General features: G+C 67.2%; 17 protein-coding genes. 15 read left to right on the forward strand and 2 right to left on the reverse strand.

Annotated elements, in window-relative coordinates:
- Window positions 1-85 precede the first annotated feature (85 nt).
- From H9L16_RS00195 to dnaE, 14 genes are all read left to right on the forward strand, one after another.
- Window positions 86-1,297: an NAD(P)/FAD-dependent oxidoreductase gene (locus H9L16_RS00195; RefSeq protein ID WP_187552634.1), complete on the forward strand. Its 1,212-nt coding sequence runs from the start codon at window positions 86-88 to the stop codon at window positions 1,295-1,297.
- A gap of 108 nt (window positions 1,298-1,405) precedes the next feature.
- Entirely contained in the window at window positions 1,406-2,122 is a 717-nt protein-coding gene (gene pyrH / locus H9L16_RS00200) for a UMP kinase (RefSeq protein WP_187552635.1), read from the forward strand.
- A gap of 63 nt (window positions 2,123-2,185) precedes the next feature.
- Window positions 2,186-2,743 (forward strand): ribosome recycling factor, encoded by a 558-nt coding sequence (gene frr / locus H9L16_RS00205; RefSeq protein ID WP_187552636.1) that lies wholly within the window; start codon window positions 2,186-2,188, stop codon window positions 2,741-2,743.
- Window positions 2,744-2,870: 127 nt separating this feature from the next.
- Entirely contained in the window at window positions 2,871-3,629 is a 759-nt protein-coding gene (gene uppS, locus H9L16_RS00210; RefSeq protein WP_187552637.1) for a polyprenyl diphosphate synthase, read from the forward strand.
- The gene (locus tag H9L16_RS00215; RefSeq protein WP_187552638.1) at window positions 3,626-4,477 is read left to right on the forward strand and encodes a phosphatidate cytidylyltransferase; all 852 of its coding nucleotides are present in this window, start codon (window positions 3,626-3,628) and stop codon (window positions 4,475-4,477) included. Before uppS ends, H9L16_RS00215 begins: the two co-directional genes overlap by 4 nt.
- 16 nt (window positions 4,478-4,493) lie before the next feature.
- Window positions 4,494-5,663, forward strand: coding sequence for a 1-deoxy-D-xylulose-5-phosphate reductoisomerase (locus H9L16_RS00220; RefSeq protein ID WP_187552639.1), 1,170 nt, complete (start codon window positions 4,494-4,496; stop codon window positions 5,661-5,663).
- Window positions 5,664-5,687: 24 nt separating this feature from the next.
- The gene (gene rseP / locus H9L16_RS00225) at window positions 5,688-7,046 is read left to right on the forward strand and encodes an RIP metalloprotease RseP (protein ID WP_187552640.1); all 1,359 of its coding nucleotides are present in this window, start codon (window positions 5,688-5,690) and stop codon (window positions 7,044-7,046) included.
- A 67-nt stretch (window positions 7,047-7,113) separates the two neighbouring features.
- Window positions 7,114-9,579 carry an outer membrane protein assembly factor BamA gene (bamA, locus tag H9L16_RS00230; RefSeq protein WP_187552641.1) on the forward strand — a complete coding sequence of 822 codons (2,466 nt, stop codon included), beginning with the start codon at window positions 7,114-7,116 and terminating at the stop codon, window positions 9,577-9,579.
- A 12-nt stretch (window positions 9,580-9,591) separates the two neighbouring features.
- Window positions 9,592-10,620, forward strand: coding sequence for a UDP-3-O-(3-hydroxymyristoyl)glucosamine N-acyltransferase (gene lpxD, locus H9L16_RS00235; protein ID WP_187552642.1), 1,029 nt, complete (start codon window positions 9,592-9,594; stop codon window positions 10,618-10,620).
- Window positions 10,617-11,084 carry a 3-hydroxyacyl-ACP dehydratase FabZ gene (gene fabZ, locus H9L16_RS00240; protein ID WP_187552643.1) on the forward strand — a complete coding sequence of 156 codons (468 nt, stop codon included), beginning with the start codon at window positions 10,617-10,619 and terminating at the stop codon, window positions 11,082-11,084. The genes lpxD and fabZ overlap by 4 nt, the downstream gene beginning before the upstream one ends.
- Window positions 11,081-11,875, forward strand: coding sequence for an acyl-ACP--UDP-N-acetylglucosamine O-acyltransferase (gene lpxA / locus H9L16_RS00245; RefSeq protein WP_187552644.1), 795 nt, complete (start codon window positions 11,081-11,083; stop codon window positions 11,873-11,875). Before fabZ ends, lpxA begins: the two co-directional genes overlap by 4 nt.
- A 136-nt stretch (window positions 11,876-12,011) precedes the next feature.
- Complete coding sequence (lpxB, locus tag H9L16_RS00250) at window positions 12,012-13,154, forward strand: lipid-A-disaccharide synthase (protein WP_187552645.1); 1,143 nt, start codon at window positions 12,012-12,014, stop codon at window positions 13,152-13,154.
- Complete coding sequence (locus H9L16_RS00255; RefSeq protein ID WP_187553969.1) at window positions 13,133-13,765, forward strand: ribonuclease HII; 633 nt, start codon at window positions 13,133-13,135, stop codon at window positions 13,763-13,765. The genes lpxB and H9L16_RS00255 overlap by 22 nt, the downstream gene beginning before the upstream one ends.
- A gap of 83 nt (window positions 13,766-13,848) precedes the next feature.
- Window positions 13,849-17,400: a DNA polymerase III subunit alpha gene (gene dnaE / locus H9L16_RS00260; protein WP_187552646.1), complete on the forward strand. Its 3,552-nt coding sequence runs from the start codon at window positions 13,849-13,851 to the stop codon at window positions 17,398-17,400.
- 7 nt (window positions 17,401-17,407) lie between these two features.
- Here the strand turns inward: dnaE and H9L16_RS00265 are convergent, their stop codons facing one another.
- Together H9L16_RS00265 and H9L16_RS00270 are read right to left on the reverse strand one after the other, a co-directional pair.
- Entirely contained in the window at window positions 17,408-17,794 is a 387-nt protein-coding gene (locus H9L16_RS00265; RefSeq protein WP_187552647.1) for an STAS domain-containing protein, read from the reverse strand.
- Between the two features lie 15 nt (window positions 17,795-17,809).
- Entirely contained in the window at window positions 17,810-20,206 is a 2,397-nt protein-coding gene (locus H9L16_RS00270; protein ID WP_187552648.1) for a SpoIIE family protein phosphatase, read from the reverse strand.
- Window positions 20,207-20,308: 102 nt separating this feature from the next.
- On the opposite strand from H9L16_RS00270, the gene H9L16_RS00275 reads away from it, so the two are divergent.
- Window positions 20,309-21,271, forward strand: a complete 963-nt coding sequence (locus tag H9L16_RS00275; RefSeq protein ID WP_187552649.1) for an acetyl-CoA carboxylase carboxyltransferase subunit alpha — start codon at window positions 20,309-20,311, stop codon at window positions 21,269-21,271.
- Window positions 21,272-21,275: the final 4 nt, after the last annotated feature.

Consider the following 21,275-nt stretch of genomic DNA (forward strand, 5'->3'; position numbering starts at 1 on the left):
TTCGACCGTAGCCCCCGCGTCGTGAAGGATGCATCACGCAGGCCCCGCCAGAATCCACGCCTCGCAAGACTCCTGGACACCCCACATGGACCTCAAGAGCGGCTATCCGTTCTGGGCGATCAAGAACGGCCTGATGCACGCGTTCCCCCCTTTGCAGCAGGACATCCGCTGCGACGTGGCGATCATCGGCGGCGGCATCACCGGGGCCTTGATCGCGGATGAACTCGCATCGCACGGACACGATGTGGCGGTGCTGGATCAGCGCGATATCGGCTGGGGCAGCACGGCGGCGAGCACCGCCCTGCTGCAGTACGAAATCGACACGCACATGGTCGACTTGGCGAAGCAGTACGGCGAGGACAACGCGGTCCTGGCCTACCAGGCCTGCGCCGAGGCCATCGACCTGATCGCGGCCAAGGCTGCGGACATCAAGGACGTGGATTTCGGCCGGATGAGCAGCCTGTACTACGCCAGCAAGCGTCGCAATCGCGGCGACCTCGAAGATGAATTCGCGCTGCGCAAGCGTCACGGCTTCGACATGCGATGGCTGGACGCGGACCAGGTCCAGTCCGATTACGGCTTCAAGGCACCGTGCGCGATCCTCAGCGCGAAGGCCGCGCGGGTCGATCCGTATCGCATGGCCTACCGGCTACTGATGCGGCTGCACGAGCGCGGCGCGGCGGTGCACGACCGCACCACGATTGCCCGCATCGAAGTCGATGATCGCAGTGCCACCCTGACCACCACCGACGGCGCGACGATCAAGGCGAAATATCTGGTGATGGCCGCCGGATATGCCAGCCAGCAGTTCCTGCGCAAGCGGGTGGCGAAGAACCGTAGCAGCTACGCCTTCATCACCGAACCCATCGATCCGGATGTCCTCGGCGCGCTCAAGGACACGATGGTGTGGGAGTCCGCGCGGCCCTACCTGTACATCCGCAGCACTGGCGACGGCCGCCTGCTGGTCGGCGGCGATGACGACAGCATCGACATCCCCGCCAAGCGCGACGCGCTGGTCGATCGCAAGGCGCGAAAGCTGGCGGACAAGGTGGCGAAGTTGTTTCCGGACGTTCCGGTAGAGCCTGCATTCGCCTGGGCCGGCACCTTCGCCGAGACTGACGATGGCCTGCCGTGGATCGGCGCCTCGCCGGAACACAGTCGACGCCTGCTGTTCGCGATGGCCTACGGCGGCAACGGCATCACTTATTCGATGCTGGGCGCGGGGCTGATCCGTGCCCTGGTCGAGCGGCGCAAGCATCCGTTGCAGCAGCTCTTCGGCTTCCAGCGGAAGGGCTGATCGAGGGACTCGGCCCAGGACGGAGGCGCATCGCGCACCCAGCCTGGTACCGGCAATGGGCTAGAATTCCGCGGCTTTGCCAGTTTCGCCGCCGCCCAGGAGCCTCACATGTCGCAACTTGCCTATCGCCGCGTCCTGCTGAAGCTCTCCGGCGAAGCCCTGATGGGCGACGAGGATTACGGCATCGACCCGAAAATCCTCAACCGCCTCGCCCGCGAGGTGATCGAGGTCCGCGATGCCGGGGTGGAGATCGCACTGGTGGTCGGCGGCGGCAATATCTTCCGCGGCGCTGGCCTGGCTGCCGGCGGGATGGATCGCGTGACCGGCGACCAGATGGGCATGCTGGCCACCGTGATCAATGCGCTGGCGATGCAGGACGCGCTGGAGAAGCTCGGCGCCAAGTGCCGGGTCATGAGCGCGCTGAAGATCAACGACGTGTGCGAGGACTACATCCGCCGCCGCGCCATGCGTCACCTCGAAAAGGGCCGGATCGCGATCTTCGCGGCCGGCACCGGCAACCCTTTCTTCACCACCGATTCCGGTGCCGCGCTGCGCGCGATCGAGATCGGCGCGGACCTGCTGCTCAAGGCGACCAAGGTCGATGGCGTGTACGACAAGGATCCGAACAAGCATGCCGATGCGGTGAAACTCGACGACCTGCGCTACGACGAAGTCATCGCCCGCAACCTGCAGGTGATGGACACCGCCGCGTTCGCGCTGTGCCGCGACGCCGCGCTGCCGCTGCGGATCTTCGACATGGCCCAGCCGGGCGTGCTGTTGCGGATCCTGCGCGGCGAACGGATCGGGACCCTCGTCCACGCCTGAGTGACCCCGCGCCGGGTCGCTCGCATATAATCCGCGGTCGCCACACGACCACGGAGCACCGCGATGCTGAACGAGATCAAGAAAGACGCCCAGGCCCGCATGGGCAAGAGCATCGACGCGTTGCGCCATGCGCTGGTCAAGGTCCGCACCGGCCGCGCCAACGCCGGCCTGGTGGACAGCATCAAGGTCAACTATTACGGGTCCGAGATGCCCCTGTCGCAGGTCGCCAGCGTGGCGGTCACCGACGCGCGCTCGATCACCATCACCCCGTGGGAAAAGCAGATGGTGGGACCGGTCGAGAAAGCGATCCTGGGCTCCGACCTGGGCCTGACCCCGACCACTGCCGGCACCGTGATCCGCCTGAACATCCCGGCACTGACCGAAGAACGCCGCAAGGACCTGGCCAAGGTCGTGCATGGCGAGGGCGAAGATGCCAAGGTCGCGATCCGCAACATCCGCCGCGACGCCAACACCCAGGTCAAGGGACTGCTGAAGGAAAAGCAGATCACCGAGGACGAGGCCAGCGGCGCCGAAGCCGACATCCAGAAGATCACCGACGGCGCGATCAAGGACGTCGATGAGGTGATCAAGGGCAAGGAAGTGGAACTGATGTCCGTCTGATCGGCCTGCTGCGCTTGGCCATGCGGCGTCATCGCGGTTCCCGGCGGCAGTCACGTACTGTCTGTACGCTCCTGCCGCCTGCCACCGCTCTTCCTTGCCTGGCCTGCGCTCGCGACGGCCGATCCACATGAGCGTGCCAAGCGTTACAACTTCGGTTCCCCGCCACCTAGCCATCATCATGGATGGCAATGGCCGCTGGGCGCAGCAGCGCCACCGGCCGCGGATCATCGGCCATCGCGCCGGCGCGCGCGCGGTCAAGCGCAGCGTGGAGTTCTGCATGGAACACGGGATCGGCGCGCTGACCCTGTTCGCGTTCTCCAGCGAGAACTGGAACCGGCCCACCGAGGAAGTCGGCGGCTTGATGAAGCTGTTCCTCGGAGCACTGGAGCGCGAAGTCGACGAGCTGCATCGGCTCGGTGCGCGCTTGCGCTTCATCGGCGAACGCAGCCGCTTCGACGGCCCGATCCTGGCGCGCATGCAGGCCGCGGAAGCGCTGACCGCCTGCAACGCCCGCCTGCAACTCAACATCGCCGCCAGCTACGGCGGCCGCCAGGACATCGCCCAGGCCGCGCGATCGCTGGCCGAAGATGTCGCTGCCGGCCGCCTGCGCCCCGACCAGATCGACGAGGACGCCCTGTCCGCGCGGATGGCGCTGGCCGACCTGCCCGCTCCGGACCTGTTCATCCGCACCGGCGGCGAACTGCGGATCAGCAACTTCCTGCTGTGGCAGTTGGCCTACACCGAGCTCTGGTTCACCGATACGTTGTGGCCCGACGTGGATGCCGCCACACTGCAGCGCGCGCTGGACCACTACGGCGGACGCGAACGCCGCTTCGGCCTGACCAGTGCCCAGGTCGCCGGCCACGCCATCGAGGGAATCGAGTGACCAAGACGCGCGTGCTAGCCGCACTGATCATGGCCCCGCTGGCGATCGGCGGCGTGCTGTTCCTGCCCACGCCTTGGTTGGTCGTGTTCGCCGCGGTGCTGTTCCTGCTCGCCTTGTGGGAATGGCTGCGCCTGGCCGATGTCGAGGACACCCTGGCCCGGACCATCCTGCTGGCCTGCAATCTCGCCCTGATGGTCGCACTGGTGTGGGGTTCGCGTTCCGCCCATGGCGGCTCGTTCGCGTTGTTCCAGCTGGTGATCGTGATCGGCGTTGGCTGGTGGGTGCTGGCCCTGCTGTGGCTGAAGCACTACCACTTCGCCTCCGACCACGATTCGCATGCGCGGGCGTTCAAGTTGCTCGCCGGCACGCTGGCGGTGGTCCCGGCCTGGTGCGCGCTCGCGGTGATCCACGCCAGCGAACCGGATGGTCATTACTGGCTGCTGCTGGCCTTGATGCTGGTCTGGGCCGCCGACACCGGCGCCTACTTCACCGGCCGCACCTTCGGCGGCAAGTGGTTCGGCGGCCGCAAGCTGGCACCGCGGATCAGCCCGAACAAGACCATCGAGGGGCTGCTGGGCGGCATCGTGCTGGCGATGCTGGTCGCACTGGCGGGTGCATCGCTGATCGGCGTCGATACAGCACACCTACCGGCAGTGGCCGGGGTGGCAGCGGTCACGGTGGCGTTTTCGGTGATCGGCGACCTCTATGAGAGCCTGCTCAAGCGGCACGTCGACATCAAGGATTCCGGGCATCTCATTCCGGGCCACGGCGGCGTGCTGGATCGGGTCGACAGCGTGCTGGCTGCCTTGCCGGTGTTTGCCCTCGGCAAGGTCTGGTTCGGCTTCTGAGGCGCGCGGGTTGAACATGCAACGGGTTGCCATCCTCGGGGCCACCGGATCGATCGGCGCGTCCGCGCTGGACGTGATCGCGCGCCATCCGCATCGCATGCGCGCCAGTGTGTTGGCCGCCGGTACGCGCGTGGACGAGTTGCTGGCGCTGTGCCGCACGCATCGCCCGGAGCACGCGGTGATTGCCGATGCGGCCGCCTATCGCGCATTGCGCGACGGCCTGCGCGATGCCGGGCTGGATACCGAAGCGCATGCCGGCGCAGACGCACTCGATGCTCTGGTCGCCGGCGATGCCTGCGACAGCGTGGTCGCGGCGATCGTGGGCGCAGCCGGGCTGTCATCGACCCTGTCCGCTGCCCGCGCGGGCAAACGCCTGCTGCTAGCCAACAAGGAATCGTTGGTGCTGGCCGGTGAATTGCTGATGCAGGCCGCGCAGGCACACGGCGCGACCATCGTGCCGATCGACAGCGAGCACAACGCGATCTTCCAGTGCCTGGCCGGCAATCCCGGCGAAACGCCGGCACGGATCACCCTGACCGCCTCCGGCGGTCCGTTCCGCGGCTGGAGCCGCGATGCGCTGGCCGCGGTCACGCCGGCACAGGCCGTCGCCCATCCGAAGTGGTCGATGGGTCCGAAGATCTCGGTCGATTCGGCGTCGCTGATGAACAAGGGCCTGGAGGTCATCGAGGCCCACCACCTGTTCGGCATACCCGGCGAGCGCATCCGCGTGCTGGTGCATCCGCAATCGTTGGTGCATTCGTTCGTGGATTTCGCCGATGGCAGCACCCTCGCCCAGCTCGGCCTGCCGGACATGCGCACCGCGCTGGCGGTGGGCCTGGGCTGGCCGCAGCGGATCGCCTCCGGCGTACCTGCGCTGGACCTGCTGGCGGAGGGTGGCCGGCTGGATTTCGCCGAACCCGACCTCGACGCGTTTCCCTGCCTCGCGCTCGCATTCCGCGCATTGCAGGCGGGTGGCGCCGCGCCTGCGGTGTTGAACGCCGCCAACGAAGAGGCTGTTTCAGCGTTTCTTCAGGGGCGGATCGGTTTCCTGTCCATCCCCGACGTCGTTGCCCACGCCCTGGACGCCATGCCCGCGACGCCAGCCGATTCGATTGATGCGTTGCTGGCCGCCGACGCCTGGGCGCGTTCGCAGGCATGCGCCCGCATCGCCCGCAAAGCCGCGTGAGCACGTGCGGATGAGCATCGGCCAATGAGCACGTTTCTCGGATCCCTGTGGTGGATGCTGGTCGCGCTGGGCGTGCTGGTGACCTTCCACGAGTTCGGCCATTTCTGGGTCGCGCGCCGCTGCGGGGTCAAGGTGCTGCGCTTCTCGATCGGCTTCGGCCGGCCGCTGTGGACGCGCCACGGCAAGGACGGCACCGAATACGTGGTTGCCGCGCTGCCCTTGGGCGGCTACGTGCGCATGCTCGACGAACGCGAGGATCACGTCCCCGCCCATCAGCTCGACCAGGCGTTCAACCGCAAGCCGGTGCTGCAGCGGATGGCCATCGTCGCCGCAGGGCCGGCCGCCAACCTGCTGCTCGCCTTCGGCCTGCTGTGGGCGATGCTGGTGATCGGCCGCCCGGACTACGCACCGGTCGTCGGCAAGGCAACCGGCATCGCCGCGCAGGCCGGCCTGCGCAGCGGCGACCGCATCCTCGCCGTCGGCGAGCGCCAGACCCCGACCTGGAGCGAGGCCGGCATGGCGCTGATCGTGGCCGTGCTCGACCGCCAGCCGATCGCGTTGCGGTTGCAACATTCCGATGGCGGGGAATCGACCCGCACGCTGGCGCTCGACCGCGTGCCGGCCAAAATCGACGAGCTGCGTGCCATCGAAGCCACCGGGCTGGTCGCCAGGCACCAGGTGCTGCCCGCGATCGTGGGCAGTGTCCGCGAGGGCACCCCGGCCTGGGGCGTGCTGGCGGAAGGCGACCGGATCACCGCGATTGACGCCACCCCGGTCGCCGGTTTCAACGACATCGCGCCTGCAGTGGCGGCACTGGCCGTACGCGGCGGCCCCGGCATGGTCGAGATCGAGCGCGATGGCGAGCGGCTTGCGCTCGAATTGACCCCGGTTCGACTTGCCGTCGGCGATGGCCCGGCCAATTGGGTGCTTGGCATCGCGCCCGCCCAGTCGCGCCCCGCATCGACCGATGCCGTGTTGCGCGTCGGCCCGATCGCAGCGATACCGGCCGCCGTGCGCGAAACCGGCTTCCAGATCCGCCAGTTGGTCGAAATGGTGGGACGCGCCTTCACCGGCAAGGTGTCCGTACAGAACACGGTGGCCGGCCCGCTGACCATCGCCCAAGCCGCCAACGACTTCGCCAGCCGCGGCACGGCCTGGTTTCTGAACTTCCTGGCCCTGTTGTCGGTCAGCCTTGCGCTGATCAACCTGCTGCCGATCCCCGTCTTGGACGGTGGTCACTTGCTGTATTACCTTATCGAGTTGGTCACCGGCCGCCCCTTGGGCGAGCGCGCCATGGCCGCCGGCCAGTACCTCGGACTCGCGCTGATCGCGGGCCTGATGGGACTGGCGTTCTACAATGACATCCTGCACCTGGTGTCGTGACGCCCCGTTTCCACATACTTGCCCGCGCCATCGGCGCGCTGCAGCCCCCCGCAACCGGATCCTCCGAATGACCCGACCCACGCCCCGCCGCCTGCTTGCCCTTGCCCTCGCCACGGCGCTCTCGATGCCGGCCTGGGCACAGACGGCGTTCGCACCGTTCACGGTCAGCGACATCCGCATCGACGGCCTGCAGCGCATCGGCGCAGGTACTGTCTTCACTTACCTTCCTGTCGAGCGCGGCGACACCCTCGACCAGGCGAAGTCGGCCGAGGCCCTGCGCGCGCTCTACAAGACCGGCTTCTTCGAGGACGTCCGCCTTGACCACCAGGGCGGCATCCTGGTCATCACCGTGGTCGAGCGCCCGGCGATCAACAAGCTCACCCTGGTCGGCAACAAGGACCTGAAAACCGAAGACCTGCTGAAAGGCCTGAAAGACATCGGCCTGGCCGAAGGCGAGACCTTCAACCAGCTCAACCTGGACCGCGTGACCCAGGAACTGAATCGCCAGTACAACAACCGCGGCAAGTACAGCGTCACGATCACGCCAAACGTGGAGCGGCTGGATCGCAACCGGGTCAACCTGACCTTGAACGTCAAGGAAGGCAAGGCCGCGAAGATCCGCCACATCAACCTGATCGGCAACGAAGCCTTCGCCGAAGAGGACATCACCAAGAACTGGGAATCGCGCACCAGCAACTGGCTGTCCTGGTACAAGCGCGACGACCAGTATTCGCGCGAGAAGTTGTCCGGCGACATCGAGAAGCTCAACGCCTGGTATCTCGATCGCGGCTACGTCGATTTCAGCCTGGATTCGACCCAGGTGGCGATCAGCGGCGACCGCAAGGACATGTACCTGACTGCCGGCATGACCGAAGGCGAGGTGTACAGCATCTCCGCCGTCACCGTGTCCGGCGAAACCGTGCTGCCGAAGGAAGAGATCGAGACCATCGTTTCCTTCATCCGCCCCGGCACCACGTTCTCCCGCGGGCTTCTGGAACTGGCGACGGATGCAATCTCCGCGCGCCTGTCCAACATCGGTTATGCCTTTGCCAAGATCAACCCGGTTCCGGAGATCGACCGCGACAAGCGCACCGTCGGCATCGACTTCCAGGTGCAGCCCGGCCCGCGCGTCAACGTGCGCCGGATCGTGTTCAAGGGCAACACCCGCACTGCCGACACCGTCCTGCGCCGCGAGATGCGCCAGTTCGAGGGCAGCTGGTATTCGCAGGCGGCGATCGACCGCGGCAAGATCCGCCTCGACCGCCTCGGCTATTTCGAGGAAGTCAGCGTCGAGAACGAGCCGGTCGCAGGCTCCGATGACCTGGTCGACGTGGTCTACACGGTGAAGGAAACCACCTCCGGCAGCATCGCCGCAGGCGTCGGCTATTCGCAGTTGTCCGGCATCAACTTGTCGCTGCAACTGTCGGAGAACAACTTCCTCGGCACCGGCAACCGGGTTTCGATGTCGGTCTCGCGCAGCGCCTACCAAAAGCGCTACGACTTCTCCTTCATGAATCCGTACTTCACCGACGAAGGCCTGTCGCTGGGTTACAACCTGTGGTGGCGCGAGTTCGATTACTCCAGCTTCAACGTGGCTTCGTATTCCACCAACAGCGGTGCGGCGCAGGTGTTCCTTGGCCTGCCGCTGAGCGAGAGCGACTCGGTCTCGCTGATGTTCGGCATCGATTCCAACGAGATCCTGGCATTCCCGGGCTCCACCCCGCCACCGCTGGTCGACTACATCAGTGCGGTCGGCAACCAGACCTTCCATTCCTGGCGCGCGCAGGTCGGCTGGGGCCGCGACACCCGCAACAACTACTTCACCCCGGTGGTCGGCACCATCCAGAACCTGTCGGCGGAAATCGCCTTGCCGGGCTCGACCGTGGAGTACTTCAAGATCTCCTACGACTTCGCCAAGTATTGGCCGTTGAGCCAGGCCCTGGTACTCAAGACCGGAATGAACCTGGGCTACGGCGACTCCTACGGCAAGGACTTCACCCGCAATCTCTGCTACACCGCGCCCACCATCATCGACAGCAACAACGACGGCGTTCTGGACACGGTGGTGCCCGGACCTGCGCCGACCGACCCCTGCCTGCCGACCTCGCCCGACTACGACAAGACGGTCACCGCCAGCGGCCTGCCGTTCTTCGAGAACTTCTATGCAGGCGGCATTTCGTCCAGCGGCAAGGTGCGCGGCTTCGTCGACAATACGCTTGGCCCGTCCTATGGCACGGTGACGGGCTTCCGCCAGCCGTTGGGTGGCTCGTTGCTCGTCGCGGGCACGGTGGAGGCGATCTTCCCGAAGCTGTTCGACAGCCCGTCAGCGCGAGTCTCGGCGTTCCTCGACTTCGGCAATGTCTACAACGGGTTCGACAATTTCGATGCCGGCGAGTTGCGGGTGTCCACCGGCGTCTCCCTGCTCTGGCGTTCGCCGATGGGGCCGTTGTCGATCAGCTACGCCTTCCCGTTGCGCAAGCAGGACGGCGACCAGATCGAACGCTTGCAGTTCAACTTCGGCGGCCAGCTCTGACGGGGCATCCCGATGATCGCGCCAGTCTTCGCTGCTTCCGAACTGGCGCACCGGTTCGGGCTTGTCCTGCGCGGCCCGGATCGTGACATCACCGGTGTCGGCACCCTTGCCGACGCCACGCCGACGCAACTCGGCTTCCTCGCCAACCCGCGTTACCGCGCGCAACTCGCGGAGACGCAGGCCGGCGCGGTCGTGCTGCGCGAGGACGACGCCATCGCGTTCGTCGGCACCGCGCTGGTGGCGCGTGATCCCTACGCCGCCTTCGCACGGATCTCCGCGTTGTTCGAGCGCCTGCCCGCGCGCGAACCCGGCATCCATCCAAGCGCCGCGATCGATCCGTCTGCCGAGGTCTCGGCGGACGCGCATATCGGCCCGTTCACCAGCATCGGCGCGCGCACGACCATCGGCGCGGGTGCAGTAGTCGGCCCTGGTTGTGTCATCGGCGACGACTGCGAACTCGGCGAAGCCTGCGAGCTGCAGGCGCGGGTGACGCTGGTGGCGCGCGTGCGGCTGGGCAAGCGGGTGCGGATCCTGCCCGGTGCGGTGCTGGGGGCAGCCGGGTTCGGCCTGGCGATGGAACACGGCCGCTGGCTCAACATCCCGCAACTGGGTGGCGTGGTGGTCGGCGACGACTGCGAGATCGGCGCCAACACCACCATCGACCGCGGCGCACTGGGCGATACCGTGCTCGAGGAAGACGTGCGCCTGGACAACCAGATCCAGGTCGGCCACAACGTGCGAATCGGCGCGCACACCGCGATGGCCGGCTGTTCGGCGATCGCCGGCAGCGCGCGCGTGGGGCGCTACTGCCTGATCGGCGGCGGCGCCGGCATCCTCGGCCACCTCGATGTCTGCGACCGCGTGGTGATCACCGCGATGTCGCTGGTGACGCATTCGATCCGCGAGCCCGGCGAGTATTCGTCCGGCACGCCATTGATGGACAATCGCAGCTGGCGCAAGAGCGCAGCGCGCTTCAAGCAACTCGACCGCATGGCCCGCGCGAACCCACGCGCCGGCGCAAGCGACAAGGACCAGGAATGACCGAGACACCTTTCCGCGTGACCCTGCCGGTGAACACCCCGGAGATCGAACGCCTGCTGCCGCACCGCTACCCGTTCCTGCTGGTCGACCGCGTCCTTGAGTTCGAGAAGGACAAGCGCGTGCTGGCCTACAAGAACGTGACCTGCAACGAGCCATTCTTCACCGGCCATTTCCCCGGCCGCCCGGTGATGCCCGGCGTGCTTGTGGTCGAAGCGCTGGCGCAGGCCGGCGGCCTGCTGACCCAGCTCTCGCGCGACCCCAATGAAATCGGCAAGGACACGTTCTACCTGGTCAAGGTCGACAACGCGCGCTTCAATCGGATGGTGGTGCCGGGCGACCGCCTGGAGCTGGAAGTCGAATTGAAGCGCCGCATCCGCAACATGGCGCAATACGTGGGCATCGCCCGCGTCGATGGCGAACAGGCCGCCTGCGCCGAGATTCTCTGCGCCGCCGCACGCGAATGAGCGCCGCGTCCGTCCTGGTCCATCCCACCGCCGTCATCGATCCCGATGCGCGGCTGGGCACGGGTGTGCAGGTCGGTGCGTACGCGGTGATCGGCGCGGGCGTGGAAGTCGGCGACGGCACCCGAATCGGCCCGCATTGCACGATCGAAGGACCGACCCGGATCGGCCGCGACAACGTGTTCCACGCGCATGCGGCGATCGGCGGCGAGCCACAGGACAAGAAATACCGCGGCGAGCGGGTCGAACTGGTGATCGGCGACGGCAACGTGGTTCGCGAGTTCGTCACCATCAACCGCGGCACCGGCGATGGTGGCGGCGTGACCCGCATCGGCGACCGCAACTGGATCCTCGCCTACTGCCACGTCGCCCACGACTGCATCATCGGCAACGACTGCGTGTTCTCGAACAACGCGACCCTCGCCGGCCACGTCACCGTCGGCAACCACGTGATCCTCAGCGGCTTCGCCGGGGTGCACCAGTTCTGCCGGATCGGCGATCACGCGTTCATCGGCATGGGTGCGTTCGTCAACGGCGACGTACCGCCGTTCCTGATGGTGGCGCAGGAAAAATACGCGCGTCCGCGCGGCATCAATGCCGAAGGCCTGAAGCGCCGCGGCTTCGATGCCGGCCGCATCGCCAGCATCAAGCGTGCCTATCGCGCGCTGTACATGGGCGACGCGAAACTGGACGAAGCCAAGTCCGAACTCGGCGAGATCGCGGCTAGCGGCAGCGACGATGTGCGCGCGATGCTGGACTTCATCGAACGCGGCGAGCGGCCGCTGCTGCGGTGAGCCACTCAGGTAGCGTCGTGCCGGGTGCCGGGGTGTTTTCCAACAAAGCGAGTATCGGGGAGTGCGGTCGCGCCAGCGAACGCGTTGGGAAATACCCCGGCACCCGGCACGACGCGGATCGAATCCGAGGAAAAGCATGAGCCTCCGCATCGCCCTCTGCGCTGGCGAGACCTCCGGAGACCAGCTCGGCGCCGGGCTCATCGACGAATTGCGCGCACGGTTCCCGGATGCCGAATTCGCCGGCATCGGCGGCGATGCGATGCGCGCGGCCGGCATGGAGACCTGGTTCGATGCCAGCGAGCTGGCGGTGATGGGCCTGGCCGAAGTGCTCGCGCACCTGCCGCGCCTGCTCAAGCTGCGCAAGACCTTTCGCCAGCGCGTGCTGGAGTGGCAGCCGGATGTCTTCATCGGCATCGACGCGCCCGACTTCAACCTCGGCGTGGAGCGCTGGCTGAAGCAGCGCGGCGTGCGCACCGTGCATGACGTGAGCCCGTCGGTGTGGGCGTGGCGCGAGAACCGCGCGGCCAAGATCGGTGCCAGCGCGGATCGCGTGCTCTGCCTGTTCCCGATGGAGCCGCCGATCTATGCACGGCATGGCGTGGATGCGGTGTTCATCGGCCACCCTTTGGCGGATGCCATCCCGTTGCAGCCGGATCGCGATGGCGCGCGCATGGCACTGGGGGAAGCGCTCGATGCGCCGCTGCTTGCGCTGCTGCCCGGCAGCCGCTTGGGCGAGATCACCCGCATGCTGCCGACGTTCCTGCAAGCCGCGCGATTGCTGCAGGCCGACGTCCCCGGCCTGCGCGTGCTGGTCCCCGCCGCGAATGCGCAGTGTCGTGCCGCGATCGACGCGCTCATCGGCGATTCGCCGGCGCTGCGCGTGCTCGACGGCGAGGCGCAGGCGGCGATGATCGCCAGCGACGTGGTGTTGCTGGCCTCCGGCACTGCCGCGCTGGAAGCGATGCTCTGCAAGCGGCCGATGGTGATCGGCCATCGCATCTCCGGCCTGACCTACGCCATCGTCAAGGCGTTCGGCCTGCTCAAGTCCACGCACGTCAGCCTGCCCAACGTGCTTGCCGGCGAAACGCTGGTGCCCGAGTTGCTGCAGGACGATTGCACGCCGGCGAACTTGCACGCCGCGTTGCTGCGCTGGTTCCGTGATGCCGACGCGGTGGCGGCATTGCAACCGACGTTCCTCGCGATGCACCAGAGCCTGCGTCGCGATGCGTCGGCACGCGCTGCCGATGCGGTTGCCGGATTGCTGGCAACGCCCGCGTGACCCCGCGCATCGCCGGGATCGACGAGGCTGGGCGTGGCCCCCTGGCGGGGCCGGTGGTGGTGGCCGCCGTGGTATTCCCGCCGGGGCGCACGCCGGTGAACGGACTCGACGACTCCAAGGCGCTGACTGCGCGCAGGCGCGAGGCGCTTTACCCGCGCATCATCGAGCGCGCGCTGGCCTGGAAGATCGTCTTCATCGAACCCGCCGAGATCGACCGCCGCAACATCTACCACGCCACCCTGCATGGCATGCGCGAAGCGCTGCTGGGCGTCGCGCACATGGCGGATTGCGCCCGCATCGACGGCAATCGCCTGCCGCCGGACCTGCCCTGCCCGGCCGAGGCCTGGATCGGCGGCGATGCGCGCGACCGCACGATCATGGCTGCGTCGATCCTGGCCAAGGTGGCACGAGACCGCGCCATGCACGAACTGCATGCGTTGTATCCGCACTACGGCTTCGACCAGCACAAGGGCTACCCCTGCCCGGCCCACCTGAGGGCGCTACGTGAACACGGACCGTGCCCGCAGCATCGGCGCAGTTTCGCGCCGGTGCGCAACCTGGGTGGCGCAGCCCTGCAAGGTGATTTGCTGGCCGATCCCGCATCGTGCTGAGGTCGCGCCGGAACGCCAAACTGTCAAGCCTTGCCCCGCCCCCGGACCACGCCTACGCTGGGCATTGATCCTGCGGAAACGCAATGACCGCCCGTTACGCACACCTGCACCTGCACAGCGAGTACTCGCTGGTCGATTCGACGATCCGCATCCCGGAGCTCGTCGCGGCCTGCGCGGCGCGCGGCTTGCCGGCGGTCGCGATCACCGACCAGAACAACCTGTTCGCGCTCGTCAAGTTCTACAAGGACGCGGAGAAGGCCGGGATCAAGCCGATCGCCGGCGCCGACGTGCTGGTCGCCGAGGGCACCGCCGCGCCTTCGCGCCTGACCCTGCTGTGCCGCGACAACGACGGCTACCTCAGCCTCTCGCAACTGCTGACCCGCGCATGGATGGAAGGCCATCGCGTCGATGGCGTGGTCGCACGCCCCGCGTGGTTGTCGGACAACGCCGGCCTGTTCGCGATCGCCGGGCCGCACTCGCAACCCGGCCAGTTGTTCGCCTCCGGCCGGCATGACCTGGCCGAACAGGCGCTGGCCGACCTGCAAGCGAAATTCGGCGAGCGCCTGCACCTGGAACTGCTGCGCACCGGACGCGGTGGCGAAGACGCTTTCAACGCTTTCGCGCTGGACCTGTCCGCGCGCCGCGGCATCCCGGTGATCGCCAGCAACGACGTGCGTTTCCTCGATGCCGAGGGCTTCGATGCCCACGAGGCGCGCGTGTGCATCGCCAGCGGTCGCGTGCTCGACGACAGCCGTCGCCCGCGCGATTACAGCGCGGAGCAATACCTCAAGTCCGCCGACGAAATGGCCGCGTTGTTCGCCGCCGACGCACCGGACGCCCTGGACAACACCATGGCGCTGGCGGCGCGCTGCAACCTGGAACTGCGACTGGGCACGTACTACCTGCCGGCGTTTCCGGTGCCGGGCGACGAGACCCTGGACAGCTGGATCCGCAGCCAGTCGCGCGACGGCCTCGCGAAGCGGCTCGAAAAGGCGCCGCTGGCCGAAGGCAAGACCCGCGCGGACTATGACGCGCGGCTGGAGCTGGAGCTGGACGTCATCGTCAAGATGGGCTTCCCGGGCTACTTCCTGATCGTCGCCGACTTCATCAACTGGGCCAAGCAGCACGGCATTCCGGTCGGGCCCGGTCGCGGTTCCGGTGCCGGCTCGCTGGTAGCGTGGGCACTTGGCATCACCGACCTCGATCCGCTGCCCTACGACCTGCTGTTCGAGCGCTTCCTCAACCCCGAACGCGTGTCGATGCCGGACTTCGACATCGACTTCTGCATGGATCGGCGCGACGAGGTGATCGACTACGTCGCCCGCAAGTACGGCCGCGATCGCGTCTCGCAGATCATCACCTACGGCACGATGACCGCGAAGGCGGTGCTGCGCGACGCCGGCCGCGTGCTCGGCTTCCCGTACGGCTTCGTCGACGGGCTGGCCAAGCTCATCCCGCTGCAACCCACCGACCCGATGACGCTGGAAGACGCGATCGGGATCGGCAAACGCGCGCTGAAAGAACCGGATCGCGTGGTCAGCGAATTCCGCGACCGTTACCACGCCGAGGACGACGTCCGCGACCTGGTCGATCTGGGCCTGCAACTGGAAGACCTGACCCGCAACGCCGGCAAGCACGCCGGCGGCGTGGTGATCGCGCCAACGCCGCTGCAGGACTTCTGCCCGCTGTTCGCGGAACACGATGGTCACGGCCTGGGCCGCAACCCGGTGACCCAGTTCGACAAGGACGACGTCGAATCGATCGGCCTGGTGAAGTTCGACTTCCTCGGCCTGCGCACGCTGACCATCATCGACTGGGCGGTGAAGGCGATCAACGCACGCCGCGCGGCGGCCGGCGAGGCGATGTTCGACATCATGTCGTTGCCGCTGAACGACAAGCCCACCTACGAGCTGTTCGCGCGCGGCGATTCCGTCGCGGTGTTCCAGTTCGAATCGCGCGGCATGCGCGAACTGCTGAAGCGGGCGAAGCCGGACACGTTCGAGGACATCATCGCGCTGGCCGCGCTGTTCCGCCCCGGTCCGCTGGGCAGCGGGATGGACAAGCAATGGTGCGACCGCAAGCACGGGATCGAGGACGTCAGCTACCCGCATCCGGCGCTGGAGCAGGTGCTGTCGCCGACCTATGGCGTGATCGTGTACCAGGAACAGGTGATGCAGATCGCCCAGGTGCTGGCCGGGTATTCGCTGGGCGGTGCCGACCTGCTGCGCCGCGCGATGGGCAAGAAGAAGCCCGAGGAAATGGCGAAGGAGCGCAGCAAGTTCGAGGCCGGCGCCGCCGAGCGCGGCGTCGACCCGCGCACGGCGACGCAGATCTTCGACCTGATGGAGAAGTTCGCCGAGTACGGTTTCAACAAGTCGCACTCGGCCGCGTACGCACTGGTCGCCTACCAGACTGCGTGGCTGAAGGTGCATTACCCGGCCGAATTCATGGCCGCGGTGCTGTCGTCGGACATGGACAATACCGACAAGGTCGTGGGTTTCCTCGATGAAGCACGCACGCGTGGCTTGAACGTGTTGCCGCCGGACGTGAACGCGTCGGGCTACATGTTCGAGGCCGCCGATCCGGATCATTCGAATCCGGGCGCGCCGCCGAAGCGGGTGATCCGCTACGGCTTGGGTGCGGTCAAGGGCGTGGGCCGTGGCGCCTGCGAGGCGATCGTTGCCGCACGCGCAGCCGGGCCGTTCTCCGACCTGCTGGATTTCTGCAAGCGCGTGGATGCCGCCGGCCTCAACAAGCGCACGCTGGAAGCGCTGATCCATGGCGGCGCGATGGACGCGCTGGCGAAGAACCGCGCCTCGCTGATGTTGCAGTTGCCGGACGTGTTGAAGGCCACCGACCAGATCGCGAAGAACCGCGATGCCGGCGTAGTCGACATGTTCGGCAATGCCAGCGGCGCGCCCGACATCCACATCGACCTGCCCGAATGCGGCGACTGGCCGCTCGCGCAGAAGCTGCAGGGCGAACGCGAAACGCTGGGGCACTACCTCAGCGGGCATCCGATGGATCCCTACCGCGACGAACTGCAGCGGCTGGTCGGCCATGACCTGTCGTCGCTGGATGCGCTGTGGGAAGCGCGTCCGCAGGAAGCACGCCGGGGCTGGCGGCAGCAGATGCAGGCGGTGGTCGCGGGGCAAGTGGTCGGCATGCGCAAACGCGGCGATTCGCAGGCCTTCGTGCACCTGGAAGACGGGCGCGGCCGGATCGAATGCGCGTTCTTCGGCGACGAGTGGAAGGAGTACGCGCCACTACTGACCCGCGACCGCATCCTGGTGGTCGAAGGCGACCTGCGCGAGGACGAATTCAGTGGCGGCTTCGCCTTGCGCGCAAGCCGATGCTGGGACTTCACCCAGTTGTGCGGCGAACGTGCGCAACGCGTGTCGATCCGCATCGACCTGCGCCAGCCGGACGCGCTGCAGCAGTTCGAACGCATGTTGCAGACGCATGCGGGCGCGACGCCGGTCTTGATCGAGGCGATCACCGCCGTCGGCATCGGCCGATTGACCGTCAACGGTGGCCGCGGCCTGCGCGTGGATGCGGCATTGCCCGGACTGCTGCGCAACCTGCCGGGCGTGGACGCGGTCAGCGTGACCCTGGCCAAGCCCTGGGTGAACTGACCCGCGCTCAGTCGTCCTGGTTGCCGGCGACGATGCGCTTCTGGATCTTGTCGAGGTAGGCGTCGGCTTCCTGCACGCTGCGGAAGATCTCGCTCAACGGCACCGCCTTGACGATGTCGAACACCTTCTGCACCTGCGGCTGGGTATTCGCCAGCACGAGCGTGCCGCCACGCGCCGACAGCAACTTGCGCGCGCGGAAGATCGAACGCACGCCGGCCGAACTCACGTACTCCAGTTGCGCCAGGTCGAGCACCAGCGATTGCACCTTCGCCGCCAGTACCAGGGTCAGGCGGTCGTCGAGTTCGCTGTAGGTATGCGTGTCCAGACGGCCACCGATCTCGACGCGCTGGCTGCCATTCGGGTGCAGGGGATGGATGCGGACGGAAATGGCCATGGATTCGCGTGGGCGTCAGGTGGGGGGAAGGGTTGCATCCAGCACGACGCGCATGTGGTTCCAGCCGTCGTCCCGATGGTAGCGCGCATCCTGCGAGAGTTCGCGCACCAGGTGGATGCCGAGTCCGCCGATCGGCCGATCGTCGAGGTCGGCATCGAGATCGGGTGCGGGATGCGTCAATGGATCGTAGGCGGTGCCGTTGTCGCGGATGTCGAGGATGATGCGTCCATCATCGATCGTCGCGTCGAGCCGCATTGCATCCGCACCGGCAGCAGCACCATGGTCCATGACGTTGCAGAGCAACTCCTCGACGATCAGCTGCACGTCGTGGATGCGAGCCTTGTCGATGCCGTTTGCGTGCAGGTGTTCCTCGATCCCGGCCAATGCGTCCGCCAGTCGTCCGCGTTCGCCGGGAACGTGGAGCGCCATCGACCACGCAGCCTGCCCGTGCTGCGAGGTGCAATCGATGCCGAACACAGTGATGTCGTCCGACTGCGCCACACCGGACGCGAAGGCATGCACCGCGATCAACATGCCGTCGCAGGCATCGGCGGCGCCGTCCGCGGCGCACACTGCGTCATGCATGCGTTGCTCGCCGAACGCGAGGTCGTCGCCATCGAAAGCCTCGGTGACGCCATCGGTCCAGGCGAACAGCAAATCGCCCGGCTGCAGGCGGCCGCGCCAGACCGCGTAGGCATCGGCCGCATCGAAGCCGAGCGCGGGCCCGGACTCCAGCGGAATGAGTTCGATGCGGCCGTCGGCATGCCGCAGCAACGGGGCGTCGTGGCCTGCGCTGGCGATGGCGAGATCACCGGTGGCGAGGTCCAGCACGCCACACAGCACGGTGGCGAACATGCACGTCTCATTGTTTTCAGACAGGTGACGCGCGGCATCGGCCAGCACTCGATCGGGCGCATCGCTGGCAGCGGTTGCGACTTCCAGCACGGTCACCACCCGTGCCATGAACAACGCCGCCGGCACCCCCTTGTCGGAGACATCGCCGACCACGAACCACAGCCGGTCATCGCCTTGCAGGAAATGGCCATGGAAGTCGCCACCGACCGCTTTCGCCGGTTCCAGCCGGGCTTGCAGCCGATAGCGAATGTCGCCACTGGCGAAATCGCGGTCGCGCGGCAGCATCGACATCTGGATGCCGCGGGCGATATCCAGTTCGCTCTGCAGTTTCTGCTGTTCGGCGGCGTAACGACCGATCTCGTCCAGTTGCTGGCGGATCGAATCGCGGGCACGCTCCAGCGCACGCGCCATCACCCCGACCTCGTCACCACGCGTGTCATGCGGCACCGGCCAGTCGAACTCGCCGTTGGCGAAGTGACCCGCACTGGTGGTGAGCTCGGTCAACGGCACGGTGATCCGTCGCGCCAGCCGCAACACCGCCAATGCAGCAAGCAGCGCGACCAGTCCGCCGATCAGTCCGAGCATGCGCATCGCGCTGTCCAACCCCGACAGCATCGCGCCCCGACCAAGCGAGAGCTGCAGGGTCCAGCCGCTCTCCCCGACTGGTTGCAGCACCGAGTAGCGCACCAGGCTGCTGCGCGGATCAGAATGCGTGAACTGCAGCGCGCGTTGTTGCGCCCGTGCCGCTTCCATCGGGGCGAGGTCGTTGCGGCCAGCGCTCGCGATGTAGCCCGGCAGATCGTGTGCGAAGGCGATGCCGCGCTCGGGATGCACGGCAATGGTGCCTTCGGGCGCAAACAGCGCGGTGCGCTGGCCGGCGACCATGCGCAACGATTCCAGCGACGACGACAGCGCCTGCACCGGCACGTCCAGGCTGACCATGCCGATGCGCCTCGCGTCGCGGTCGCGCAGCGGCAGGTTGAGCGTGGTCATGTAGCGCCCGCCGGCGGTCTCGTTGAAGTACGGCTCCGACCACCATGGTGCAGTCGCCTGCAAGGTGCGCTGGTACCACTCACGGCCGGCCAGGTCGTAGCCATCGGCCAGCAGGTCGCGGTCGGGTACGCCGCGCGCAGCGATTCCGACGTACTGCGCCAGCGGCGCGCGGTCGGCCAGCACGCCCGGTTCCAGCGCGACCAGGCCGCCCACCGTGGCCGGGTTGGCGTCGAGCATCGCCTCCATCGCCTCCAGCAATTCGGCGCGGGTCAGGGTCACTCGATTGCTGAGTTCGATCATCGCCTCGCCGGAGACCCTCACCGAGCGCATGGTCGCGTCCAGCCGATCCGCCGCCTGCCGCGCCTCGTAACGCGTACGCGCCTCGGCATCGGCGATCACTCGCTCGCGTGCGGCGTAAAACGCGGTGGCGAACCCGGCCAGCAGCAGCAACGCCAGCAGCAGGCCCACCCAGAGCATCAGCCGCGTGCGCAGGCTGGCATGCCAGGGCACGCGCACATCCGCCGAGGAGGCGGGTGGCGCGGCCGGCATGGGCATGGGTTCCATCGCCGCAGCGTCCGATGCCCCCTTGCCCGCGTCAAGCGTCCGGCGCGGGCCTGCGTGACCTACGGCTCGGTATGGCCGGCCCGCTGGGCTAAACTTCGGCCGATGAACCCGAATTACCTCGATTTCGAACAGCCCATCGCCGACCTGGAAGCGAAGATCCAGGAACTCCGGCATGCGAGCAACGGCCCGGCGGTGAACGTCGACGCCGAAGTCCACACGCTGAAGGAAAAGCTGCGCAAGCGCACTGCGACCATCTTTCGCGACCTCACCCCGTGGCAGGTCTCGCAGCTGGCCCGGCATCCGGCGCGGCCGTACACGCTGGATTACCTGCGGGTGATCTGCGACGAATTCGAAGAGCTCGCCGGCGATCGTGCCTTCGCCGACGACAACGCGATCGTTGGCGGACTTGCGCGCATCGACGGCCGCCCGGTCATGGTCATCGGCCATGAGAAGGGCCGCGACACCAAGGCCAAGGTCCGCCGCAACTTCGGCATGCCCAAGCCCGAGGGCTACCGCAAGGCGCTGCGGCTGATGAAGATGGCCGAGCGCTTCGGCCTGCCGATCCTCACCTTCATCGACACCGCCGGCGCCTGGCCGGGAATCGATGCCGAAGAACGCGGCCAGTCGGAGGCCATCGCCCGCAACCTGCTGGAAATGGCCGAACTCAAGGTGCCGATCATCTGCACGGTGATCGGCGAAGGCGGCAGCGGAGGCGCACTGGCGATCGGCGTCGGCGACCGCACCCTGATGCTCGAGTACGGCACCTACTCGGTGATCACCCCGGAAGGCTGCGCCTCGATCCTGTGGCGCGATGCCGGCAAGGCCAAGGATGCGGCCGAGCAACTGGGCCTGACTGCCAAGCGCCTGCTGGGGCTGGGCCTGATCGACAAGCTGGTGCGCGAACCGACCGGCGGCGCGCATCGCAACCCGGTGCAGATGGCCAAGCGACTGAAGGCCGTGCTGCTCAACGAACTGGATGCGCTTGAAGGCATGCCAATCGACGACTTGCTGCAACGCCGCTACGAGCGCCTGCGCGGCTACGGCGCCTACGACACCGCTTCCTGACGCC

Origin of the sequence: Thermomonas carbonis (assembly GCF_014396975.1) — a bacterium.
GTDB lineage: Bacteria > Pseudomonadota > Gammaproteobacteria > Xanthomonadales > Xanthomonadaceae > Thermomonas > Thermomonas carbonis.